Here is a 24792-nt window from a genome sequence, read left to right as displayed (position 1 = left end):
CTGTCAGGCGCCCCTCACGGCATCCGCAGCAGGCTGTTCACCGCCCGCCCGAACACATACCGCGAGGCTGTCCGCAGCGGCCCGTCGAACAGTCCCGGCAGCAGCCGTACCCGCAACTCCTCGCGCCACAGCACCCGGGCCCGTCCGCCGGGGCCGGGGCGCACCTCGATCTCCGCCCAGCCCAGCACCACCCGGCCCCGCTTCTCCAGCCGGCACAGACCGGGCGCGTCCTCGGTCGGCGGACGCCACACGGTGACCTCCATCCGGTCGTCGAAGGCGAGCGGGCCCACGCCCGAACGCGCCACGAAGACCGTGCCCTCCCGGTTGGGCCCCGGTGTGACGACGGTGACCCGGGTCAGCGGAACCACCCGCCCATGGCGGGGCCAGTCCGTGAGGCGGCGCCAGGTCTCGTCGAGGCGGAGCGGCACCGTGCGTTCGAGCTGAAAGTTGACCACCGCCCGATCCTAAGGAATCCGGCCAGCTCAACGGCCTTCTCGTATACGGCTCACACACATGGACCAACACCCCGTCGACGGGAAGGCGTACAGGTGACGTGGACCGGTGTGAACCCCGGTTCACGGCCGGCCGCCCGCCCTACCCTTCCCTCATCGGCCGGGCAGTCCGCCCGTCCACAGGGGGAGTTGATCGACATGCCACTGAGGTCCTACGGCGTACTGATCGCACGCGCCGTCGACACCCGGCGCGAAGGCGCCTCCGACACTCCGCACTACCAGATCCATCTGACGGACGGTCACGGTACCGACTACCGCGCCGCGGTGAACGTCCTGTCCCAGCAACAGCCCTCGGAGCTGCTGTACTTCGTCGCCGACGACTTCCGCCACCCGGTCACCGCCCGGCTCGCCGGGCTGCCGGGCGGCTGGAACACGCTGCCCTCCGGATCCGGTGGGGCCAATCTGGACTTCGTCCGCGGCAATCTCTTCGACCCGGCCGGGATGCGCAAGCTGCCGCCGGACCTCTCCGGGCCCGACAACGACCTCGCCGACCTCCTCGACCACTATGTACGGCGCGCGGTGGACGACCCGGAGGCCCGGCTGTACGTCTTCGGTGAGCGCTGGGGTCCCGAAGACGGCGTACGGGACAAGGTGTTCGGCTTCCAGCCCGGCAACGGCGTCCACGACGTCCACATGAACCAGGGCAACAGCCGGCGCTTCCGCGGTGACGACGGTGTCTGGCAGGACGGCGGCATCCTGCTGCACTTCCCCGCGCAGGAGCGCTGGGTGGGGATCTTCCTCGCCTTCCAGAGCCAGTCCTGGCACACCGACGACCTCACCGGGCACGCCCTCGACGCGGTCGACGGCAGCCGTCCCGAGCCGGGCACCCGGCCGGTCCGGATCGTCGCCGCGCTGGTCAACCCGCGCGGCCCGGCGCCGGAGGCGGAGACCGTCACTCTCATCAACGCCTCGCCCGACCCCGTCGACCTGACCGGCTGGACCGTCGGCAGCCGCCAGGGAAAGCGCGTTCCCGTGCCGTCCGGCCCGCTGGCCGCGGGCGCGAGCCTCCTGGTCGCCCTCGGCGAGGACGCCGGACTCGGCAACAGGGGAGGGGAGATCAACCTCTTCGACCCCGAGGGCCTGAAGGCGCACGGCGTCTCCTACACCGCCGAACAGGCGGGCAGGGAAGGCTGGTCGCTGGTGTTCTGACGCGTGCGGCCGAATCGCCGCCTACCCACCCGCACACCCGTACGGCACGATGAGCCCGACCGCCGCCACCGGCCCGGAGGGCGTCTCGTGGACCGTCAACCGCACGGAAGACTGGACGAGTTGCTGCGCGACCCCTACCCGCACTACGAGCGCGCCCGGCACACCGGCGGCCTGACCCATGTCGCCGAACTCGACGCCTGGATGGTCGCCCGGGACACCGACGTACGCGAAGTGCTGCGCCGCCCCGAGGACTTCTCCTCGGCGAACGCGCTACGGCCGGACGTGCTGCCCTCGCCCGCCGCGCTCGCCGTGCTCGGCCGCGGATTCGGCGGCCGCCCCGTCGTCGTCACCGCCGACGGGGCGCTGCACCAGCGGCTGCGCACCCCGATCGTGCGCGGCCTGTCCCCGGCGCGGGTCACCGCGGTGCTGCCGTACGCCGCCGAGCGGGCCGCGGCGCTGGTCGACTCCTTCGCCGCGGACGGCTCGGTGGAGTTCATGTCCGCCTACGCCCACCGGCTCCCCGGTGAGGTGATCGGCCGGATCGTCGGCATCGACCCGGCGGACGTGCCCGCCGTCGTGCACGGCGGACACCGGGCCGAGGAGCTGCTGTTCCGGCCCTTGAAGGAGGCCGAGCAGGTCGCCGCGGCCGAGGACGTGGTCGCCATGCAGCAGCTCCTGGACCGGTACGCACAGCGGCGGCACGCCGAGCCGCGCGAGGACCTGTGCAGCGAACTCGTCGCCTCCGTCCTGCCGCCCGGCGCGGCCGAGCTGACCCTGGAAGAGCGCCACGAACTCGTCGCGCACCTCCAGAACCTGCTGCTCGCCGGGCATCTGACGACCACCGCCCTGCTCGGCACGACCGTGCTCCACCTGCTGCGCCACCCGGACCAGTGGGCGCTGCTGTGCGCCGAGCCCGAGCGCATCCCGGCGGCGGTGGAGGAGGCCGCCCGGTACGACAGCGCCCTTCAGGGCTTCCGCCGGGTCACCACCCGCCCGGTCACCCTGGCCGGGACCGAACTCCCGGCCGGGGCAGCGCTGTTCGTCGCGTTCGGCGGCGCCAACCGGGACCCCGAGCGCCATCCGCGGCCCGACGCCTTCGACATCACCCGTGCCCCGGGCCGTCACCTCGCCTTCGGGCTCGGTGCGCACGGCTGCCCCGGCTCCAAACTCGCCCGCGAGCAGCTGAGGATCACCCTGGAGGAGCTGACCCGGAGACTGCCGGGCCTCAGGCTGGCGGAGGACGACCCGGTCGTGATGCGGCCGACGATGATCCACCGCTCCCCGTACCGCCTCCGCCTGACCTGGTGACCCGGGCTCACCACGGCCTCAGCGGTAGACCTTGCCGGGCTCGGCCTTCCCCGGCGCGAGCAACTGCGGCACGGTCACGAACACATACCCCTGCTTCTTCAGCGCGTCGATGATCCCGGGCACCGCGGGCACCGTGCCTTTGTAGATGTCGTGCAGCAGGATGATCCCGTCCCGGTCCGACTGGTCGAGGACGCGCTTCTTGATCAGCGCCGAGTCATTGGTCTTGTAGTCCTTCGCCGTCACGCTCCACAGGATCTCGGAGAGGCCCAGCTCCCGGCAGATCTCGTGCACGGTGTCGTCGGTGCGGCCCTGCGGCGGACGCATCAGGGTCGGTCGGCGCCCGGTCAGACGCTCTATCTCCTTGTTCGGGCGCTCCAGTTCCTCGCGTATCTCCTCCCGGTCCAGATCGGTGAGGATCTTGTGGTCCCAGGTGTGGCTGGCGATCTCGTGGCCCTCGTCGGCCATCCGCTTCACGAGCTCCGGGTACTTCTCGATGTGCCGCTTGCCGAGGAGGAAGAAGGTCGCCGGGACCTGCTCCTCCTTGAGTATGTCCAGCAGTCGCGGCGAGTTCTCGCTGGGCCCGGCGTCGAAGGTCAGCGCTATGCACTTGGCCTCCCGGCAGTCGACGGTCCCCGCCCGGGCCTGGACGTCGGCCTTGGCGTCGGCGCGGGCGTCGGCAGGCGAACTGGTCTCCAGGCGCGTGCACCCGGTCAGCGCCAGGGTGGCGGACAAGGTCATGGCGGCGAGCAACGCGGCCCCCGTTTTGGTCATCTTCTTGGTCAGAGAAGGCATGCCGAGACTATACATGGCGTGTATACACAGGGTGCATAGTGCGGCAGCTGACCGCTTCCCTCCCCGTTAACCGTTGGTTTTCCGGGGGGTTTTGTAATTCGGACGCCTCGTATTGTGGTCGAGTGTATGGTGCCCCCCTCGAACTCGACTCAATGTCCACTTGAGGGCATTTCATTAGAGGTCGACCGACCGGTTTTATGCTCCGGTTCGGCGAATTATTGCGCACTACAATAGGGGCCCCACCAGGCATGTTGTAGATCGCATGGATTTCGAAGATTTTCTTCCGCATTCCCGGTTGGCCGGAAGTCGATTGGCTCGGACCGGGAATTGGAGGCCGTGCGCCCTAGCCATCCGTCGGCCATTTGGCGCAAGATGGTGGCGCCCGAATCCGGGTGCCATTCACTCGGACTTCCGGACTTCGCTGACGTAGGGGGACGCGGCATGGCCGATGAGCGGCGGCGGTTTTCCGCCGGACTCCGTATCGCTGTGATAGGAGCGGGGGGCCGGCCGGTCGGCAGCGTCTCTTCGGCGGAAGAGTTCGACCACGATCTTTTCGGCCTCCCGGAAAAGGATCTTCCGGTGGCCCGGCGACGGCTGATGACCGTCGCCTGGGAGGCGCTGGAGCACGCGGGTCTCCCGCCCCGTCGCCTGGAGGGCGACCGGCCGGCGGTCTTCCTCGCGGCCGAGGGCGCCGAGCCGACGCGACTGCGCCTCGGGCCCCACGACGCGCCCGTCACCGCCTGTCCCTCGTGGCTCGACGCCGTCCGTCTCGCGGGCGAGAGCCTGCGCCAGGGCGAGTGCCGCACGGCGCTGGCCGCGGTGAGCCCTCTTGAGGCCGACGAAGGCTGCGCCGTCCTCGTGCTCCGGCTGTGGGAGGACGCGCGACGGGACGGGGATCCGGTGCGCAGCGTGCTCGACCCCGCCGAGGCCTCGGCCGACGGCACCGCCCTCGTCGACCTCGCCGAGGCGGTGCTGCGTACCGGGGAGCTCGCGCCCGAACCCCCCAGGCCCGAACCCGAGTTGTTGTCCCCGGCCGTGTTCCCGCTGTCCAGCTCCTCACCCGCCGCCCTGCGCGCCGACGCCGGACGCCTCGCCGAACTCCTGGCCGCACCCCCCGCCCCGCACCCCGCGGACATCGCTTCGACGCTCGTCCGGCACCGGGCGCACCTCGCCGAGCGTGCCGTGGTGGTGGCGCGTGCCCCCGGTGAACTGGAGGCCGGACTGCGGGCCGTCGCCGCCGGCGCCTCCGTGCCGGGGGTCGTCACGGGCCGCGCTCTGCCCGCCGCCGGGTCCGGGGTCGTCTGGGTGTTCTCCGGCGACGGCTCCCAATGGACCGGAATGGGCCGGGAGTTACTGGAGCACGAGCCCGCCTTCGGTGCCTTCCTGGACGAGGTCGACCCGGTCTTCAGGGCTGAGGGCGGCTACTCCCCGCGGGATCTGCTCGCCACCTGGGACGTGGCCGAGGCCCGGTGCGGCCGGCTCCAGGGGATCTGCTTCGCCATGCAGGCCGCGCTCGCCCGGGTGTGGCACGAGCACGGAGTCGAACCCGCCGCCGTCATCGGGCACTCGGGCGGTGAGATCGCCGCCGCCGTGGCCGCCGGCGCGCTGTCCGCCACCGACGGCGCCCTGCTGGTCTGCCGCCGCTCCGCCCTGCTGCCCCGGGTCGCGGGCGCCGGCACCATGGCCCTGGTCGACCTGCCGCCGGACGAGGTCGAGGCGGCGCTGCGCGGCCGGGGCGACGTCGTCGTCGGGATCCGGGCCTCCAGCACCACGACCGTGGTCTCCGGCGATCTCGACGCCGTGGAGCGGCTCATCGGGCAATGGGCCGCCGAGGGCCGGTTCGTACGGGCCGTGGCCACGGACGTCGCCCCGCACAGCCCGCACATGGACCCGCTCCTCGACGAGGTCCGGGCCGGTCTCGCGCCCCTTCGGCCCCGCGCCCCCCGGGTCCCGCTGTACACCAGCTCGCTCGACGACCCGCGCGGTGCGGACCACTTCGGCCCCGACTACTGGGCGGCGAACCTGCGCAACACCGTCCGCTTCGACGCCGCGGTCACGGCCGCCGCCGAGGACGGGTACCGCATCTTCCTCGAGATCTCCGGACACCCCCTGGTGACGCAGTCCATCCAGGAGACCCTGGGGGCCCAGGGCGTCGACGACGCGGTCGTGCTGCCGACGCTGCTGCGCCATCGCCCCGAACGGACGACTCTGCTCACCCAGCTCGGCGCCCTGCACTGCCACGGCGCCCCGGTCGACCTGGCCGCACGCGCTCCCCGGGGCCGGCTCGTCGACCTGCCCGTCCGGACCTGGCGGCGGCCGACGGCCGAGGATCAGGAGCGGACCCGGAGCCAGGACGGTCCCGCACGACGCTCCGACTGGCACGAACTGCCCCCGGACGAGCTGGCCGAGCGGCTGACGGAAACGGTCCGAGATCTCGTCACCGATCAACTCGGCCTCAAACCTGCCGAGTTGGACGACGAGCGACCGCTCGCCGAACAGGGCATGGAGTCGGTGGCCTCGCTGGCGCTGCGGCGACGCCTGTCGGACCACCTCGGCGTCCCCCTCCCGGCCACCCTGCTGTGGAACCACCCCACCATCGCCGAGGTGGTCCCCGTGCTCGCCGCCCGGCTGGCCGACACGGCCGACGCGGACCTCGTGGCGGTCGGCGCTGCCCAGCCCTCCGGGTTCGAACTGCTGCTGAGCGCCGTCGAGAGTGACGGAGCCGCCCGGTGAGCATCAGCCAGCGACTCTCCGACCTCGCGCCCCCGCAGCGCGAGGCCCTCGCCGAACGGCTCGGCGCGGCGGCCGGGGCCGTGACCTCCGAACCCGTCGCGGTCATCGGCATGGGCTGCCGGCTGCCCGGCGGGGTCGCCTCCCCGGACGACCTGTGGCGGCTCCTCGCCGAGGGCCGCGACGTCGTGGGCCCGGTGCCCGGGAGCCGGCGCGCCCCGGCCGCCGGGACGGACGGTCTGGACGCGCCCGCCCGCGAGCGCCTGCACCACGGCGGTTTCCTCGCCGATGTCACCGGGTTCGACGCGGAGTTCTTCGGAATCGCGCCCCGCGAGGCCGAGGCCATGGATCCCCAGCAGCGGCTGCTGCTCGAAGTGGCCTGGGAGACGCTGGAACACGCGGGCACCGTCCCGGCCCGTCTGGCGGGCAGCCGTACCGGCGTCTTCGTCGGCGCCTACTACAACGAGTACCTCCAGCGCGGCCTCGCCGACCCCGAGACGCTCGACGCGTACACCCTCACCGGCGGCCTGCACAGCGTGCTCGCCGGGCGGATCTCCTACCTCCTCGATCTGCGCGGCCCCTGTCTCGCCGTGGACAGCGCCTGCTCCTCCTCCCTGACGGCCGTCCACCTGGCCTGCCAGAGCCTCCGGCTCAGGGAGAGCGACACCGCCCTGGCCGGTGGCGTCAACCTCATCCTCGACGTCGGGATCAGCCACTCGCTGGAGGAGTTCGGGCTGCTGGCGGGCGGCGGCCGGTGCCGCACCTTCGACGCCGGCGCCGACGGGATCGTCCGCACCGAGGGCTGCGCCCTGGTCCTGCTCAAGCGGCTCTCCGACGCGCTCCGCGACGGGGACCGCGTGCTTGCCGTGCTCCGCGGCAGCGGCGTCAACCAGGACGGCCGTTCCAACGGCCTGACCGCGCCCTCCGGCACCGCCCAGCGCGACCTGCTGCGCTCCACCGTCACCAGGGCCGGAGTCGACCCGACCCAGGTCGGGATGGTCGAGGCGCACGGCACCGGCACCGCCCTCGGTGATCCGATCGAGGTGGAGGCGCTGGCCGAGGTGTACGGCGCCGGGCAGTCGGGGCGCTGCGCCCTCGGCGCCGTCAAGACCAACCTCGGTCACTCCGAGGCGGTCTCCGGGGTGACCGGACTGATCAAGACGGTGCTCGCCGTGGGCCGGGGCGTCGTGCCGCGCAACCTGCACTTCACGGAGCTGAACCCGAACATCTCCCTCGACGGGACCCGCCTGTTCGTCCCCGTCGAGGACACACCGTGGCCGGTCCAGGGCCCGCCGCGGCTCGCGGCCGTCTCCGCCTTCGGCATGGGCGGCACCAACGCGCACGTCCTGGTGGAACAGGCGCCCCGGACCGCCGGCACGGCGCCCGCGCCCGCGGTGGACTCCCCGCTGCTGTTCCCGCTGTCCGGGGCCACGGACGCCGGCCTGCGCGGCACCGCCCGACGGCTCGCCGACTGGCTCGACGGCCCCGGCGCCGACACGCCCCTGGCCGACGTCGGCCACACCCTCACGCTGCGCCGCACCCACCATCCGGCCCGGCTGACCGTGGTGGCCGAGGACCGGCCCGCCCTGGTGGACCGGCTGCGCCGCTTCCTCGCGGGCGAGATCGCCGTCGGCAACAGCGAGGGCACGGTCACCCGGGCCGCCGACCGGGGCGTCGTGTGGGTGTTCTCCGGCCATGGCTCGCAGTGGACCGGCATGGGCACCGAACTGCTGGCGCACGACCCCGTGTTCGCCCAGGTGATCGACGAACTCGACCCGGTCTACGCCGAGGAGACCGGCGTACCCCTGCGGGACGCGCTGCGCGAGGACCTGCGGACGGCACCGGCCGACCGCGTCCAGCCGCTGCTCTACGCCCTCCAGGTCGCCCTCGCCGAGGTATGGCGCGCGCACGGCGTCCCTCCGGCCGCCGTGATCGGCCACTCCATGGGGGAGATCGCCGCCGCCGTCGCCGCCGGAGCGCTCGACCGCCGGGACGGAGCCCGGCTCGTCTGCCGCCGGTCGCGGCTGCTGCGCGCCGTCGCGGGCCGTGGCGCGATGGCCGCGCTGGACCTCGACGCCGAGGCGGCCGAGCGCTTGCTCGCCGGGCACGAGGGCCTGACCGCCGCCATCCTCGCCGCCCCCCGTTCCACCGTCGTGTCCGGGCCGCCGCAGGCCGTGGACGCCCTGGTGGCGGACGCGACGGCGGCCGGTGTCATCGCGCGCAGGCTCGCCTCCGACGTCGCCTTCCACGGCCCGGCGATGGACCCGCTGTGCGACCGACTGCGGTCGGACATCGCCGACTTGAGGTGGGCGGAGCCCGAGATCCCCTTCTACAGCAGCACCTACGACGGCTCCCGGTACACCGGCGTCCTCGATACCGCGCACTGGGTGGCGAACCTGCGCAACCCCGTCCGGTTCGGCGCCGCCGTGGCCGCCGCCGCGGCCGCCGGTCACCGGCTGTTCGCCGAGCTCTCGCCGCACCCGGTCGTCCGCCACGCCCTGCGGCAGACGCTGGACGCGGCGGACGCCGACGACGCCGTGGTGGTCGCCTCGCTGCGCCGCGACGAGCCCGAGCGGGCCACCCTGCTCGCCCACCTCGGCGCCCTGCACTGCCAGGGCGTGCGGCTCGACTGGCCCCGCCTGCACCCCGCGGGCGAACTGGCCGCGCTGCCGCCCACGGCCTTCGCGCACCGCCGCCACTGGCGGGCCGGCGCCGCGGTGCTCCGGCGCACCGCCCACCCGACGCTCGGCACACCGGCGGAACTCGCTGCCTTCCCCGACGCACGCGTGTGGGAGAAGCCCGTCGAACCCGGCACCGCACTCGACCGGCAGTACTGCCTGGAACACGCCTGGGCCGCCGCCGGGGCGATGGGGCTCGACTCGTCCGCCGTGACGGACTTCGCCGCGCGCGAAGAGCCCCCACGGGCGGACACGACCCGCCTCCAGACCACGGTGCGCCGCACCGGCCCCGGCACGGCCGACTGGCAGCTGCACCGGCGTGCCGAGGACGGCCCGTGGCAGTTGCTCGCCGACGCCCGGCTGGCCGAGGACGAGCAGAGCGGAGTGCCCGCCGACTGGGTCTACCGGACCGAATGGCGGCCGCTGCCGCTGCCCGACGGCCCCGCCGGTGACGCCGGACGATGGCTCGTCGTCGACGGCGGCGGCATCGGCGACGCCGTCCGCGCACAGGTCGCCGCCCACGGCGGCACCGTCACCGTCGTACCCGCGAGCGACCTCCGGGACCTCACGTCCGAGGAACTGGCCGCGCGGCTGCCCGGCGTGGCGGACGTCGACCACGTCCTGTACTGCGCGGCGCTCGACAGCCCGGACGACGAGCCCGAATCGCCGCGCTGGGCGAACCGGCTGACCGTCGAACTGCTGCGGCTGGCCCGGCTGCTGGCCGGACCGGGACGCGGACGGGCCCGCCTGCACCTGGTCACCCGCTACGCGCAGACCGTCGCCGACGAGACCCGCGTCGTGCCCGCCCAGGCCGTCCTGTGGGGGCTGGGACGTGGCCTCGCCGTCGAACTCACCGAGATCTGGGGCTCGCTGACCGACCTCGACGACACCTCCCCGGCCGCGGCGGCCCGGCTGCTGTGCGCCGAGGCGACCCGCTCCGACGGCGAGGACCAGGTCGCCTTCCGCGGCGGCGAGCGCTACGTCACCCGCCTCGTGCGCGGCAAGCTCGACGCCGGTACGACCGGGACGCTCGATCCCGGCGGCTGTCACCTGGTCGTCGGCGCCGGCGGCTCCATCGGCCCGAGCCTCGTCGACCGGCTGGCCACCCTCGGCGCCCGCCACCTGGTCCTGCTGACCCGCGGCGGACTGACCGGCGCCGCCGCCGACACCGCGGCACGGCTGCGGGCGCAGGGCACGGCGGTCACCGAGGTCAGGGCCGACGTGGCCGACGAGCGGGCCATGACGGAGCTGTTCGCCCGATTCGGCGCCGACCTGCCCGAGCTGCACGGCGTCTTCAACGCGGCGATGGCCGGCGGCTACACGGAACTCGCCGACCTCACCGACGAGGACGTCGCCCTCATGCTGAGGCCCAAGGTCGACGGCTCCGTCCTGCTGCACCGGCTCTCCGCCGGCCACGACGTCCGCCACTTCGTGCTGTTCTCCTCCACCGCCGCGCTGCTCGGCGCCCGCGGACTGACCCACTACGCGGCCGCCAACTACTTCCTGGACTCCCTCGCCCGCCACCGCCGCGCCCTCGGCCGGCCGGCGCTGGTGATCGACTGGGGTATCTGGGGAGAGGCCTTCGGGCAGGTCCACTACAGCGAGCTGATGTCCGACTCGGGACTGCGGCCCATGCCGGACACCCTCGCCGTCCGCGCCCTGGACTCCCTGCTCTTCGCGGACGACATCCACACCGTCGTCGCCTCGGTCGACTGGCCCACCCTGGCCGAGGCCTACCGCTCCCGCATCGCCCTGCACCTGATCGACGAGGTCGCCCCGGCACGCGCCACGGCCGGCCGGCGTACCGCCCCCGGCCAGGAGGCCGCCCGTGTCCTCGCCGCCACCGGCGAGGCCCGCGGCCGACTGCTCACCGAGTTCGTCCGGGCGACCGTCGCGGATCTGCTCGGCTTCGAATCGCCGCGCCAACTCGGCACGGACCAGCGGTTCTTCCAGATCGGCATGGACTCGATGACGGCCAGCAGGACCCAGGTCCGGCTCTCCCGCGACCTGGGTTGCGACCTCCCCGCCGCCGCGGTGTTCAACTACCCGACGGTCGAGTCGCTGACGGAGTACCTGCTGACGGAACTCGGCGGCGACGACGCCGAGGACACCCCACCCGCCGAGGGCACCCCACGCCCCACCACTCCCGCAAGCAGCACGTCCCCCTCCGGGACATCCCCCACCGACGATCTCTCGGAGGACGAACTCATCCGCCGCCTGACGGAAAGACTGGGCCCCCTGTGACGAGTACGGACATGCAGCAGGGGGACCGACGGGCCGTCCTCCAGCGCGCGTTGGACACCATCGACCAGCTGGAGCGCAGGGCGCTCGCGGCCGAGGGCCGGCTCACCGAGCCGGTCGCGGTCATCGGCGTCGGCTGCCGGCTGCCCGGCGGGGTCGACGGCCCCGAGGACTACTGGCGGCTGCTCGCCGAGGGCCGGGACGCCGTCGTCGAGGTCCCGGCCGCCCGCTGGAACGCCGCCGACTTCCTGTGCGACGACTTCACCGTGCCCGGCACCATCCGGTCCGCCTCCGGCGGCTTCCTGACGCACTGGGAGCCGGACACGTTCGACGCGGCGTTCTTCGGCATCTCGCCGCGTGAGGCCGCCGCGATGGACCCGCAGCAGCGGCTGCTGATGGAGGTCACCTGGGAGGCCCTCGAACACGCCGGGCTGCCCGCCGACCGTCTGCACGGGCAGCGCGGCGGTGTCTTCGTCGGCATCACCCTGCACGAGTACGGCATCCGGCACTTCGGCGCGCTGGCCCCGCAGGACGTGGACGCCTACACCGTCACCGGCAGCGTGCACAACGTCGCCGCGGGCCGGATCGCCTACCAGCTGGGCCTCCAGGGACCGGCCATGGCGGTGGACACCGCCTGCTCCTCCTCGCTGACGGCGGTCCATCTGGCCTGTCAGTCCCTGCGCACCGGGGACGCCGACCTGGCGCTGGCCGCCGGCACGAACCTCATGCTGATGCCCGAGTCCAGCATCTCCCTGTCCCGCTTCGGCACGCTCGCGCCGGACGGACGGTGCAAGGCCTACGACGCCTCCGCCGACGGCCTCGGCCGGGGTGAGGGCTGCGGAGTGGTCGTTCTCAAGCGGCTCGCCGACGCCGCCCGCGACGGGGACCGCGTGCTGGCGGTCCTCCGGGGCACCGTCGTCAACCAGGACGGGGCGAGCAGCGGACTGACCGTGCCCAACGGACTGGCCCAGCGCGCCGCGATCCGCAAGGCGCTGGAACGCTCGGGCCTCACCCCGCACGACATCGACTACATCGAGGGGCACGGCACCGGAACACCGCTCGGCGACCCCATCGAACTGGAGGCACTGGCCGATGTCTTCGGGCCCGGCCGGGACCCCGACCGGCCCCTCGTCGTCGGCTCGGTCAAGACCAACATCGGGCACACCGAGGCGACCGCGGGCGTCGCGGGCCTGATCAAGACGGTGCTGGCACTGCGTCACCGGCACATCCCCGCCCACCTCCACCTGGCGCGCAGGACCCCCAGGATCAGCGAACGCGCGGCCCGGCTCGCCTTCGCCGGCGACGGTGTGCCCTGGCCGGAGCGGGGCAGGCCGGGCCGGGCCGGGGTCAGCGCGTTCGGGATCAGCGGGACGAACGCCCATGTCGTCGTCGAGGAGGCCCCGGCGTCCGAGGAGGCCCGGTCCGCCGAGCGGGAGGGGCCCTGGCTGTTCCAGCTCTCCGGCGCCGACGACCGCGGCCTGCGCGCGGGCGCCGAGCGTCTCGCCGACTGGCTCACGCACCACCCGGACGCGGTACTGCCGGACCTCGCCCACACCCTGGGCCGCCGCCGCACCCACCGGGACGTCCGGGCCGCGCTGGTCGCCGACACCGCCGACGGTCTGCGACAGGGCCTGTCGGCACTGGCCGCCGACGAGTCGGCCGGGACCCGGGTGCTGCCGTCGGCCGGCGCCGGAGCGGTGTGGGTCTTCTCCGGGCAGGGCTCCCAGTGGACCGGCATGGGGCGCGAACTGCTGTACGGCGAACCGGAGTTCGCGGCGGTCATCGACGCCATCGAACCGGTGGTGCGGGCCGAGTCGGGGATCGGTCTGCGCGAGCTGATCACCGGGCGGGACCTCGGCGACGCCCCGATGCAGCACGTCCAGCCCGCCGTGTTCGCCCTCCAGGTGGGCCTCGCCGCCGTCTGGCGCTCCCGGGGCCTGGAACCCGCGGCCGTGCTCGGCCACTCCATGGGTGAGGCGGCGGCGGCCGTGGTCAGCGGGGCGCTCAGTCCCGAGGACGGCGCCCGGGTCATCTGCCGCCGCTCCCGGCTCTTCGGCGAACGGTCCGGCGGCGGCATGATCGCCCTGGTCGAACTCCCCGCCGACGAGGTCGAGGAGCGGCTGGCGGCCGTCTCGGGCGTCACGGTCGCCGTGAGCGCCTCACCCCGTTCCACCGTGGTGGGAGGCGTCGCCGAGGACGTCATGCCCCTGGTCGAGCAGTGGCGGTCCGAAGGTCTGCTGGCCCGCCCGGTTCCCGGCGTCACCGTCGCGGCCCACACCCCGCACGTGGACCCGCTCCTGCCCGAACTCCGCGCCCTGCTGGGCGACCTGAACCCCGCCGAGCACGCCGTCACCTTCTACTCCACCGCCCTGCCCGACCCGCACACCACGGCCGCCTGCGACGCCGACTACTGGGTGGCGAACATGCGCAACCCGGTCCGCTTCGCCCAGACGATCGCGGCGGCGGCGGGCGACGGGTTCCGGGTCTTCGTCGAGGTCTCGCCGCACCCGGTCGTCACGCACTCGATCGGGGAGACGCTCGGCGCGGAAGGCGTCGGCGACCACCTCGTCACCGGAAGCCTCCGCCGCGGTGAACCCACCCGGACCGCGCTGCTGTCCGCACTCGGCCTGCTGCACGCCCACGGGATCACCGTCGATCTCGAACGCCTGCACCCGTACGGCGAGTTGGCCGACCTACCCACCACCGCCTGGCAGCGCGAGCGGTACTGGTACGACACCGGGGCCGAGGCCGGCCCGTCGGAACCCGGCACGCATCCCCTGCTCGGCTCCCGGGTCGTCGTGCCCGGCTCGCCCGTGCAACACGTGTGGCAGACGCCGCTGTCCGAGCGGCGGCTGCCCTGGCTCGCCGACCACCGGGTCGCCGGCAGCGTCGTCGTCCCCGGGACCGCGTACTGCGAGGCCGCCCTGGCCGCCGCGAGCGAGGCGCTGGACGCCGCGCCCGACGACATCGAGCTCCACGACATCGCCTATCGCACGCTGCTCGTGGTCGACGGCACGGTCACCGTCAGCACGGTCCTGACCGAGGAAGGACCGGGCGTCGGCCGTATCGAGATCCGCACCCGGGACCACACCGGCGCCTGGGTGACCCACGCCGAGGCCGTCGCCAAGGTCGCCGCCGAGGCGCCGCGCCCCCCGGCGCGCGACCTGCCCGCGCTGGAGGCCGAGCACCGAGTCCCGCTGGAACCCGAGACGTTGTACGCCTGGATGCGCGCCGCGGGGCAGCAGCACGGGCCCGCCTTCCAGGGCGTGACGTCCGTTCGGCTGGCCGAGGGCCGGTCCGAGGCCGCGGTCGGCCGGATCGCCGTACCGGAGCAGGCCGGAGTGGGGCTGCGGCGGCCGCTGCTGCACCCCGTCCGGCTCGACCTGTGCATGCAGCTGCTCGGAGCCGTGCCGGCGGCGTCCGACCCGGGCGCGTCCCGCGCGCTGCTGCCGGTCGGAGTGCGCTCGCTGCGCCGCTGGGCGGACCCCGCGACCGGAAGCCTGGTGCGCAGCCGGCTGAGCCGGGGCGCCGACGGCGGCGGGCTCCTCGGGGACGTCGAACTCCTCGACGACGAGGGCCGGGTGCTGGTCTCCGCACGGGGCGTGGAGGTCCTGGACGTCTCCCGGGCGCCCGACCGGCATCCGCTCGACGACCGCCTGTACGAGCAGACCTGGGAGCCCGCTCCCGCGCTCACCCCCGACTCCCCGTCCGCCGCGGGCGGCTGGCTGCTCGTGACGGAGCCCGGCGGCATCCCGCAGGCCGAACGGTTGCGCACGGCACTGACCGCGGCCGGCGGACAGTGCGTGCTCCTCGACCTCGACGCGGGCGCGGCGGCGCTCACCGGCGCGGTGGCCGCCGCGGCACCCCGGGGCGTCGTGGTGCTCATGCCGCCGGACGACGAGGAGACGGACCCCGCCGAGACGGCACAGCGCAGGACCCTGCGGCTCACCGAACTGGTCAACGGGCTCGACGCGGCCCTGGAGGCCTCCGGCACCCCCGAGCGGCCGAGGCTGTGGCTGGTCACGCACGGGGCGAACGCGGTGCGGCCGGACGAGCCCGTGACACTCGCCCAGACCGCCGTGCGCGGCTTCGCCAGGACGCTCGGCTTCGAGCACCCCGCCCTGCGCACCACCCTCCTCGACCTCGACCCGCGGGGCGGCGACCCGGGCAGCGTGCTCCAGGAACTGCTCGGCGACCCGGGTGAGGACGACATCGCCCACCGCGACCGGCAACGCCACCTTGCCCGCTTCGTGCCGGCCCCGCTGTCCGACCCCGCCCGCCCGCCGGCCCGTCGCACCGCCCGCTACGGCGAGGACGGCTTCCGGCTGGTCACCCGGCGCGCGGGCCGGCTAGACGCGCTGGAGCTGCGGGCCTTCGACCGCCGGCCGCCGGGACCCGGCGAGGTGGAGATCGAAGTACGCGCCGCCGGACTGAACTTCAGCGACACGCTCAAGGCGATGGGCGTCTACGCCGGCCAGGGCGACGGCGACCAGCCGCTCGGCACCGAGTGCGCCGGCCGGATCAGCGCGGTCGGCCCGGACGTCGCCGGCTTCGCGGTCGGGAACCTGGTCGTGGCCTCCGGCTGGGGGTGCTTCGCGTCGTACGTCACGACGGCCGCCCGCCTCGTCACCCGGCTCCCCGAGGGCATGACGCCCGTCCAGGCGGCCACCGTGCCCTCGGTCTTCGTCACCGCCTGGTACGGGCTCAGGCACCTCGCCCGGCTCACGGCCGGCGAACACGTCCTCGTCCACTCCGCGACCGGCGGCGTCGGCATGGCCGCCCTCGCCATCGCCCGCGCGGCCGGGGCCGAGATCCACGCCACGGCGGGCACCCCGGCCAAGCGGCGCCTGCTGCGGGACATGGGGATCCGGCACGTCTCGGACTCCCGGAGCCTGGACTGGGCCGACGAGGTGCTCGCCGCCACCGACGGCCGCGGCGTGGACGTCGTACTGAACTCGCTGACCGGCCCCGCTCTGCGCAGGGGCGTCGAAGTCCTCGCCGAACACGGCAGGTTCGTGGAGATCGGCAAGCGCGACCTCCACGACGACATGCGCCTCGGCCTGCTGCCCTTCACCCGCGCCCTCACCTTCGCCTCGGTCGACGCCGACCTGCTGGCCCGCACCCGCCCGGTGCTGATGCGGCAGCTGCTCGACGAGGTCTTCGCGGAGTTCGCCGCGGGCCGGCTCGCCCCCCTGCCGCACACCACCTGGCCCCTGGACCGGGCCGCGGACGCGTTCCGGACGATGGCGGGCGCCGAGCACACCGGCAAGCTCGTGATCACCGTGCCCGAGTCCGGGGAGACCGAGGTCACCGTCGCCGACGCCGTCCCCGTGATCCGTCCGTACGGCGGCTACATCGTGACCGGCGGTCTGTCGGGCCTCGGTCTGCACACCGCCGGACATCTGGCCGGGCTCGGTGCGCGTCGCCTGGTGCTCAACGGCCGCTCCGCGCCCTCCCCGGAGGCCGAGAAGGCCATCGAGCGGATGCGCGAGGCCGGCGCCGAGGTGCTCGTCGTCCGCGGGGACATCGCCGAACAGGACACCGCCCGGCGGCTCGTCGAGGCGGCCGGAGCACCCGGCGCCACCCTGCGCGGCGTCCTGCACGCGGCCGTGGTCCTCGACGACGGGGTGCTGGCCGGCCTGGACGCCGCGCGGCTCGAGAAGGTCTGGCGGGCCAAGGCCCTCGGCGCCTGGCGGCTGCACGAGGCCACCGAGGGGTGCGAACTGGACTGGTGGGTGGCGTACTCCTCCACCGCCGCCGTGTTCGGCAACGCGGGCCAGGCCGGGTACGCCGCCGCCGGCTCCTGGCTCGACGGTCTCGTCCACCGGCGCCGGGCCCGCGGACTGCCCGCCCTGTCCGTCAACTGGGGCCCCTGGGCACGGATCGGGCTCGCCCAGGAGCTCGGCGAGCGCGGGTACCGGCTCATCGAACCGGAGGACGGCATGGCGGCGCTGGAGGCTCTGATCTCCGGGCGGCGCACCCAAACGGCGTTCGTCTCCTTCGACCCGGACGAGTGGTTCAAGGACCAGCCGGCGGTGCGCGACTCGTCCCTGTTCGACCGGCTCCGGGCGCCGGCGGAGTCCGACGGCCCGACGGCGGCTCCGCTGCTGACCCGGGTCACGGAGGCATCCCCGGACCGGGCCCGCCGGATCCTCGCCGGGTACGTCGTGGAGCAGGTGTGCGGCGTCCTGGGGCGGAGCGAAGGAGCGGTCGACGAGCGGGCCCCGATGTCGTCCCTGGGGCTCGACTCCCTGATGGCCCTGGAACTGCGCAACCGGCTGGAGGGCGGCACGGGCCTGAAGCTGTCCGCGGCCCTGGTCTGGGCGCATGGGGACCTGGCCTCGCTCGCCGCCGAACTCGCCGTACGACTCGGTGTGGCACCCGCGGCCGAGGCCGCCGGGCGGCCCGAGCCCGAAGGGGTGGCCGAGGGCGACCTCGCCGCCGCCGACGACGAGACGGACGCCCAGCTGTTGGCGGAGATCCTGGCCGCGGCCGAATCAGGGGACGCGACCGCGACCGGCACCGACGCCGAGGAGGACCAGCGATGACCGATCTGGCCGGGCTCATAGGCAAGCTCTCCCCCAAGGCACGGGCCGCGCTGGCCCGCGAGCTGTCCGCCGACGCCGGCCCCGGCACGCCGGAGCCCATCGCGGTCGTCGGCCTGGGCTGCCGCTACCCCGGCGGCGCCGACACCCCGGAACGGCTGTGGGACCTGTTGGCCGAGGGCGGTGACGCGGTGACGCGGATCCCCGACGGCCGTTGGGACGTCGACGCGTACTACTCCCCGGACCCCGACATGCCCGGCCGGATGCCGCACGTGCGGGGCGGCTTCCTCGCCGACGCGGCCGGATTCGACGCGGAGTTCTTCGGCATCTCGCCCCGCGAGGCCCTCGCCATGGATCCACAGCAGCGACTGCTGCTGGAGGTGGCCTGGGAAGCGCTGGAACACTCCGGGACCGACCCCGCGAGCCTGCGTGGCACCCGCACCGGCGTCTACACGGGCATCGCCGCCCCCGACTACCTCATGGAGCGGCTGCTGGACCCGGACGGTCTCGACGACCCGCACACCGTGACCGGCGGCTCGCACAGCACCGCGGTCGGGCGGCTGTCGTACCTGCTCGATCTGCGCGGCCCCTCCATCGCCGTCGACACGGCCTGCTCCTCCTCACTGGTGGCGGTCCACCTGGCCTGCCAGGCCCTGCGCACCGGCGACACCGACCTGGCGCTGGCCGGCGGGGTCCACGTGATCAGCTCACCGCTGGTGACCATCGCGCTGTACAAGGGCGGGATCACCGACCCGGACGGTCACTGCAAGGCGTTCGACGCCGACGCCGCCGGGTTCGTGCGCGCCGAGGGCTGCGGAGTCGTCGTCCTCAAACGGCTCTCCGACGCCCTGCGCGACGGCGACCCGGTGCGTGCCGTGATCCGGGGCAGCGCGGTGAACCAGGACGGCCTGTCCAACAGCCTCACCTCGCCCTCCGTGGCCGCTCAGCGAGCCGTCCTGGCCGAGGCGGTCGAGCGGGCCGGTGTCGACGCCGGAGCCGTCGGTCTGGTGGAGACCCACGGCACGGGCACCCCGATCGGCGACCCGATCGAGGTGACGGCGGTGACCGAGGTCTACGGCCGCGGCGGGCAGGGCCGTTGTGCCCTCGGCGCGGCCAAGACCAACATGGGCCACTGCGAGGAGGCGGCCGGGGTCCTGGGCCTGATCAAGACGGTGCTGTGTCTCCAGCACGGCCGGATCCCGCCCAACGTCCACTTCCGGCGGCTCAACCCCGACATCGACCTGGACGGCACCCGGCTCTTCGTGCCGACCTCGCTCACCGACTGGCCGGTCACCGGCGGCGGCCCGCGGCTGGCGGCGGTGTCCTCCTTCGGGATGGGCGGCACCAACGCGCACGTCGTGCTGGAACAGGCCGCGCCGGCTCCCGCCGGCCCGCCGGAGCCGGCGGAGCGGACGTGGCTGATCCCGGTCTCCGGGGCCTCCCCGGGCGGGCTGCGCGCCAACGCCGAGCGTCTCGCCGACTGGCTGCGCGGCCCCGGCCAGGATGTCCGGATGCGCGACCTGGCGCACACCCTGGGCCGACGCCGCGCCCAGCTGTCCGAACGGGCCGTGGTCGTCGCCGACTCGCCCGATGCCCTGGCGGTCGGCCTGAAGTCGCTGACCGCCGGGGAACCCGGCCCGAACCCCGTGGGATCCGTGCTGCCCGCGGCCGCCGCGGGCGCCGTCTGGATCTTCTCCGGACACGGCTCCCAGTGGTCCGGAATGGGGCGCGAACTCCTCGCCGGGGAACCGGAGTTCGCCCGCGTCGTGGACCGGCTCGAACCGGTGGTGGCCGCCGAGTCGGACCTGTCACTGCGCGCCACGCTCCTCGCCGGTGACTACACGGACGGGGTGCCCACCCAGATCGCCCTGTTCGCCGTGCAGGTGGGCCTGGCCGCCGTCTGGCGCTCCCGGGGCCTGGAACCCGCCGCCGTCCTCGGCCACTCCATGGGCGAGGTCTCCGCCGCTGTGGTCAGCGGGGCGCTCAGCCTCGAGGACGGTGCCCGGGTGCTGTGCCGCCGCGTGGCGTTGCTGCGCCGCGGCCTTCAGGGCAAGGGCACCATGGCGCTGGTCGAACTCGACTGGGACGAGGCCGAGCGACGGCTCGCCGGGCACGCGTCCGTCTCCGTCGCCGTCGGAGCCTCACCCCGCTCGACCGTGGTCTCCGGAGCCGTCGACGCCATCGAGGAACTCGTCGCCGACTGGCAGGCCGAGGGGCTGCTGGCCCGGCGGATCAAGGGGGCCGAGGGAGCGGGGCACAGCCCGCAGGTGGACCCGCTGCTGCCCGAACTGCGGGCCCGTCTCGCCGACCTGGCCCCGGCTCGGCCGCGGGTCGCCTTCTACTCCACCGCCCACCCCGACCCGCACACCACGCCGACCTGCGACGCCGACTACTGGGCGGCCAACCTGCGCAACCCGGTGCGCTTCACCCAGGCCGTCGAGGCGGCGGCGCGGGACGGACTGCGGGTGTTCGTGGAAGTCTCCCCGCACCCGATCGTCGCCCAGTCGGTCACCGAGACCCTCGACCACGCCGGCGTCGAGGAAGCCGCGGTCGTACCCACCCTGCGCCGGGACCAGCCGGAGGTCGCCACCCTGCTGACGCACCTGGGCCAACTGCACTGCCTCGGCGTACCGCTCGACCCGGACCTGTTCCATCCGGCCGGGACCGCGGTCGACCTGCCGCTCAACTCCTGGCAGCACCGGCGGTACTGGCTGAGCGAGGGCGAGCGTCGCACCCCTGCCGCCGACACGGGAGCCCACCCGCTGCTGGGCGCGCACATCAGGCTGCCCGGCTCCCCGGCACGGCACGTCTGGCAGGCCCGGGTGAGTCTCGACCGGCTGCCGTGGCTGGCGGACCACAGCTCGCGGGACCTCGTGGTGATGCCGGGCACCGGCTACTGCGAGATCGCGCTGGCCGCGGCCGGTGAGGCGTTCGGTGCCCCGCCCGAGGCGCTGCGGGTCACGGACGTCGAGTACCGGCACCTGCTGGTGCTGAACCGACCGGTGGACGTCACCACCGAGTTGACGCGGCAGGAGGACGGCACCGCGCTCGTCGAGATCGCCACCGCCTCGCACACCGGCGCCCGCGTGGTCCACGCGACGGCCCGGGTCCACCGGCGCGACCCGCTCGCGGCGGACCGTCCCGCGCCCTCGCTCTCCACGCTCATGGCGGACCACCCCGGGTTCGGCGACCCCGCCGAGGTCTACGCCCGGATGCGCCGCTTCGGGCAGTTCCACGGACCGGCGTTCGCCGGGCTCGTCGAAGTGCGCCGGCCCACCGGGGAGCCGGGGGAGGGACTGATCGCCTCGACCCTGTGCCGGGTGGAGTGGCCGAAGGCGGCCACCCGGCACCCGCACTACCGGGTCCACCCCGCCTTCCTCGACGCGTGTCTGCACGCGGCGGTCGCGTGCGTGCCCGAGGTGCCGGGCCGCCATCACCTCCCCGCGGGCATCCGCCGGCTCGACGTCCACGGCGACTTCGGCACGGTCACCTACTGCCACGCCGAGGTCCGGGCCGCGCCCGAAGAGGCGGGCTACCTGGCTCGACTGCACCTCCTCGACGCCCAGGGACACCTGGTCGCGGAGCTGGACGGCCTGTACTTCAAGCAGTTCGACGAGGCCGCGCTGCCCGTGTCGCTGCACGACAAGCTCTACGCCCAGACCTGGGAACGGGCCGCTCTGCCCGAACCGCCCGCCGACCCCCGTCCCGTGCGCTGGCTCGTGCTCGACGACGGAGCCGACGGCAGCGGCCCCGAGACCGGCCAGGTGCTGGCCCGCGCCGACTGGCGGGACCCGGACGCCGTGGCCGCCGCGCTCGCCGCCGACACCGACTGCACCGACGTGCTCTTCCGGGCCGACGGCCCCGCGCCGGGCCATGGCGAGGACACCCTCGCCGAAGGCGCCGCCCGGGTGCTCGCCGTCAGCCGGGTCGTCGCCGGGCTCGCCGGACGCGCCGCCCGGGGCGCGCCGCCGCCCCGGCTGTGGCTGCTCACCCGGGGTGCCCAGAGCGTGGACCCGGGGGAGCGGCCCGACCTCGCCCAGGTCGCGCTGCGCGGACTGGGCAGGAGCCTGCTCTTCGAGCACCCCGAACTGCGGCCGACCCTGCTCGACCTCGACCCCGGCTCCGCCGGCCTGGCCGAGCTGGCCGCCGAGGTGGCGTCCGGGGCGACGGACGACGAGATCGCCTGGCGCGCCGGCGAACGCCGCCTGGCCCGCCTGACCGCGACCGACCTGCCCGCCGCCGATCCCACGGTCCCCGTCGTGCGCCCGGGCGGCGGCTACCTCGTCACCGGCGGTCTGACGGGCCTCGGCCTGTTCACCGCCGGCCGCCTGGTCGAGCAGGGCGCGGGCTGCGTCGTCCTCAACGCCCGCTCCGCGCCTTCCCCCGAGGCCGAGGAGGCGATACGGCGGATGCGCGCCACCGGCGCCCAGGTCGTCGTCGTGCGCGGCGACATCGCCGAACCCGGCACCGCGCGCGGCCTCGTCGAGGCCGTGCACGAGACCGGCGCCACCTTGCGCGGAGTGATCCACTCGGCGGCCGCGCTCGACGACGGAGTGATCGCCGGGCTGGACGCCGAGAGCCTTGAGAAGGTCTGGCGGCCCAAGGCGGTCGGTGCCTGGCGGCTGCACGAGGCGACCGAGGACCTGGACCTGGACTGGTGGACCGGATACTCCTCCATCGCCGCCCTGCTCGGCGCGGGCGGCCAGGGCAACTACGCGGCCGCCAGCGCCTGGCTCGACGGCCTGGCCCAGTGGCGCGCGGCGGCGGGGCTGCCCGCCCTCTCCGTCAACTGGGGCGGCTGGGCCGAGATCGGCGCCGCCCGCGATCTCGAACTCGCCGCGTTCGGCCTGCTCCGGCCGCAGGAGGGCATCGAGGCGCTGGAAGGGCTGCTCGCCCACGGCCGCACCCGGGCCGGGGTCACCCGGATCCACCCCGGGCTGCTGGCCGAGACCTATCCGGAACTGACCGGCTCGTCGTTCTTCGCCGGACTGCTCTCCGGCGGCCAGGAGGAGCTGGGTGCCGGTGACTGGCCGGGCCCCGACGCGCTGTCCGGTCTGTCCGGCCAGGAACTGCTGGACACGGTGCACGGGCGGCTGGTCCTGCTGGCCGGCCGGACCCTCGGCATGCCGGCCGGCGAACTGGACCCGGCCCGGCCACTGGTGAAACTCGGCCTGGACTCGCTGATGGCGGTCCGCATCAAGAACGCGGTGCAGCGCGACTTCGGCATGGCTCTGCCGGTGGCCCTGCTGCTCCAGGGGGCGAGCGTGGACCGGCTCGCCCGGGAGGTCGTCCGCGCCCTGCCCGGATCGGCCGACGACCCCGTGGACGACGAGGCCGCGCAGATCGCCGAGAAAGCGCGGGCGCGGGCCGCCCGGCGCGGGCGGCGCGGGGACAGGAGGAAGGACGGATGACGGCCGAAGCAGCGGCGCCGGACGCCGACTCGGACGCCATCGCGGTGATCGGGATGGCGGGCCGCTTCCCGGGCGCCCGCACGGTGGGGGAGTTCTGGGACAACCTGCGCGCCGGACGGGAGTCCATCGTCGACCTCGACGAGGAGGAACTGCTCGCCCAGGGCGTCCCCGCGGCGCTCCTCGCCCGGACCGACTACGTCCGGCGCGCCGCGCCGCTCGACGGCTTCGACGAGTTCGACGCCGACTTCTTCGGCTTCACCGCGCAGGCCGCCCGCGTGCTCGACCCCCAGCACCGGCTGTTCCTTGAGACGTGCTGGCACGCCCTGGAGGACGCCGCGATCGACCCGGGGCGGCACGAGGGCGACATCGGGGTGTACGGCACCTGCTCCGGCAACGCCTACTTCGCCTATCACGCGCTGTCCCACGAGGACCCGCGCGAGCTGATCGGCGCGGGGCTCAACACGGAACTGCTCACGTTGATGGCGGGCAGCGACAACGCCTTCATCGCCACCCGCGTGTCGCACGCCCTCGACCTGCGCGGCCCGAGTCTCGGCGTCCAGACCGCCTGCTCCAGCGCGCTCGTGGCCGTCCATCTGGCCTGCCAGAGCCTGATCGGCGGGGAGTGCGACGTGGCGCTCGCGGGCGGGATGACCGTCAAGGTGCCGCACCGGACGGGCTATCTGTACGAGCCGGGCGCGATCGTCTCCCGCGACGGGCGGTGCCGGGCCTTCGACGCTCGGGCCTCCGGCACCGTCTTCGGCAGCGGCGGGGGAGTGGTCGTGCTCAAGCCTCTCGTCGACGCGCTGGCCGACGGCGATCGGATCCGGGCTGTCATCCGGGGCTCCGCCGTCAACAACGACGGCTCGCTGAAGATGGCGTTCACCGCCCCGAGCGTCGACGGCCAGGCCCAGGTCGTCGCCGACGCCCTCGCCGTGGCCGGGGCCGAGGCGGACGACATCGGCTACGTCGAGGCCCACGGCACCGGGACCGTCCTCGGCGACCCGGTGGAGATCGCCGCGCTGTCCCGGGCGTTCGCCGGCCGCACCCGCCCGCTGCCCGTCGGCTCGGTCAAGCCCAACGTCGGCCACCTGGAGTACGCGGCCGGCATGCCCGGACTCATGAAGGCGATCCTGGCGCTGGAGCACCGCACCCTCCCGCCGACCCTGCACTACACCGCGCCCAACCCCGAACTCCACCTGGACAAGGGCCCGTTCCGCATCCAGGACCGGCTGGAGCCCTGGACGTCGGACCGGCCCCGGCTGGCCGGGGTCAGTTCACTGGGCGCGGGTGGCACCAACGTCCACGTCGTCCTTCAGGAGCCGCCCACGGCACCGGAGCCGACCACACCGCCGTCGGCCGGGGAGCCGGTGCCGCAGGTGCTGCTGCTGAGCGCCCGCGGCCCCGACGAACTCGCCCGCGCCGCCGG

Annotated in this window: 8 protein-coding genes and 1 pseudogene; 7 read left to right on the top strand and 2 right to left on the bottom strand. The window is 74.5% G+C overall.

The genetic code is table 11. From position 1 onward, the window contains the following. Nucleotides 1-14: 14 nt before the first annotated feature. The gene (locus BN159_RS10430; RefSeq protein WP_015656920.1) at nucleotides 15-455 is read right to left on the bottom strand and encodes an SRPBCC family protein; all 441 of its coding nucleotides are present in this window, start codon (nucleotides 453-455) and stop codon (nucleotides 15-17) included. 195 nt (nucleotides 456-650) lie between these two features. On the opposite strand from BN159_RS10430, the gene BN159_RS10425 reads away from it, so the two are divergent. After that, entirely contained in the window at nucleotides 651-1661 is a 1011-nt protein-coding gene (locus BN159_RS10425) for a DUF2278 family protein (protein WP_015656919.1), read from the top strand. Between the two features lie 87 nt (nucleotides 1662-1748). Further along, nucleotides 1749-2969 carry a cytochrome P450 gene (locus tag BN159_RS10420; RefSeq protein WP_015656918.1) on the top strand — a complete coding sequence of 407 codons (1221 nt, stop codon included), beginning with the start codon at nucleotides 1749-1751 and terminating at the stop codon, nucleotides 2967-2969. An 18-nt stretch (nucleotides 2970-2987) separates the two neighbouring features. Here the strand turns inward: BN159_RS10420 and BN159_RS10415 are convergent, their stop codons facing one another. Next, the gene (locus BN159_RS10415; RefSeq protein ID WP_041819056.1) at nucleotides 2988-3761 is read right to left on the bottom strand and encodes a polysaccharide deacetylase family protein; all 774 of its coding nucleotides are present in this window, start codon (nucleotides 3759-3761) and stop codon (nucleotides 2988-2990) included. Nucleotides 3762-4202: 441 nt separating this feature from the next. Between BN159_RS10415 and BN159_RS10410 the strand changes: the two genes are divergently transcribed. From BN159_RS10410 to BN159_RS47725, 5 genes and pseudogenes are all read left to right on the top strand, one after another. Further along, nucleotides 4203-6494: an acyltransferase domain-containing protein gene (locus tag BN159_RS10410; RefSeq protein WP_015656916.1), complete on the top strand. Its 2292-nt coding sequence runs from the start codon at nucleotides 4203-4205 to the stop codon at nucleotides 6492-6494. Beyond that, a complete protein-coding gene (locus tag BN159_RS10405; RefSeq protein WP_015656915.1) occupies nucleotides 6491-11413 on the top strand; it encodes a type I polyketide synthase in 4923 nt (1640 codons plus the stop codon). The genes BN159_RS10410 and BN159_RS10405 overlap by 4 nt, the downstream gene beginning before the upstream one ends. Nucleotides 11414-11424: 11 nt before the next feature. Next, nucleotides 11425-17958, top strand: a complete 6534-nt coding sequence (locus BN159_RS10400) for a type I polyketide synthase (RefSeq protein WP_015656914.1) — start codon at nucleotides 11425-11427, stop codon at nucleotides 17956-17958. Then, entirely contained in the window at nucleotides 17955-23366 is a 5412-nt protein-coding gene (locus BN159_RS10395; RefSeq protein ID WP_015656913.1) for a type I polyketide synthase, read from the top strand. Before BN159_RS10400 ends, BN159_RS10395 begins: the two co-directional genes overlap by 4 nt. Then, nucleotides 23363-24769: pseudogene (locus BN159_RS47725) on the top strand (beta-ketoacyl [acyl carrier protein] synthase domain-containing protein); the annotation flags it as partial. The gene BN159_RS10395 and the pseudogene BN159_RS47725, both read left to right, overlap by 4 nt. Nucleotides 24770-24792 lie beyond the last annotated feature (23 nt).

The organism is Streptomyces davaonensis JCM 4913 (assembly GCF_000349325.1).
Lineage (GTDB): Bacteria > Actinomycetota > Actinomycetes > Streptomycetales > Streptomycetaceae > Streptomyces > Streptomyces davaonensis.
Note: the sequence above shows the minus strand (reverse complement) of the source record. Positions and strands in the feature narration are given on the sequence as shown.

Excerpts from the sequence above, each read along its gene's own strand:
- BN159_RS10425 (WP_015656919.1), top strand. The coding sequence starts at position 651 with ATGCCACTGAGGTCCTACGGCGTACTGATCGCACGCGCCGTCGACACC.
- BN159_RS10415 (WP_041819056.1), bottom strand. The coding sequence starts at position 3,761 with ATGCCTTCTCTGACCAAGAAGATGACCAAAACGGGGGCCGCGTTGCTC.
- BN159_RS10410 (WP_015656916.1), top strand. The coding sequence starts at position 4,203 with ATGGCCGATGAGCGGCGGCGGTTTTCCGCCGGACTCCGTATCGCTGTG.
- BN159_RS10400 (WP_015656914.1), top strand. The coding sequence starts at position 11,425 with ATGCAGCAGGGGGACCGACGGGCCGTCCTCCAGCGCGCGTTGGACACC.
- BN159_RS10395 (WP_015656913.1), top strand. The coding sequence starts at position 17,955 with ATGACCGATCTGGCCGGGCTCATAGGCAAGCTCTCCCCCAAGGCACGG.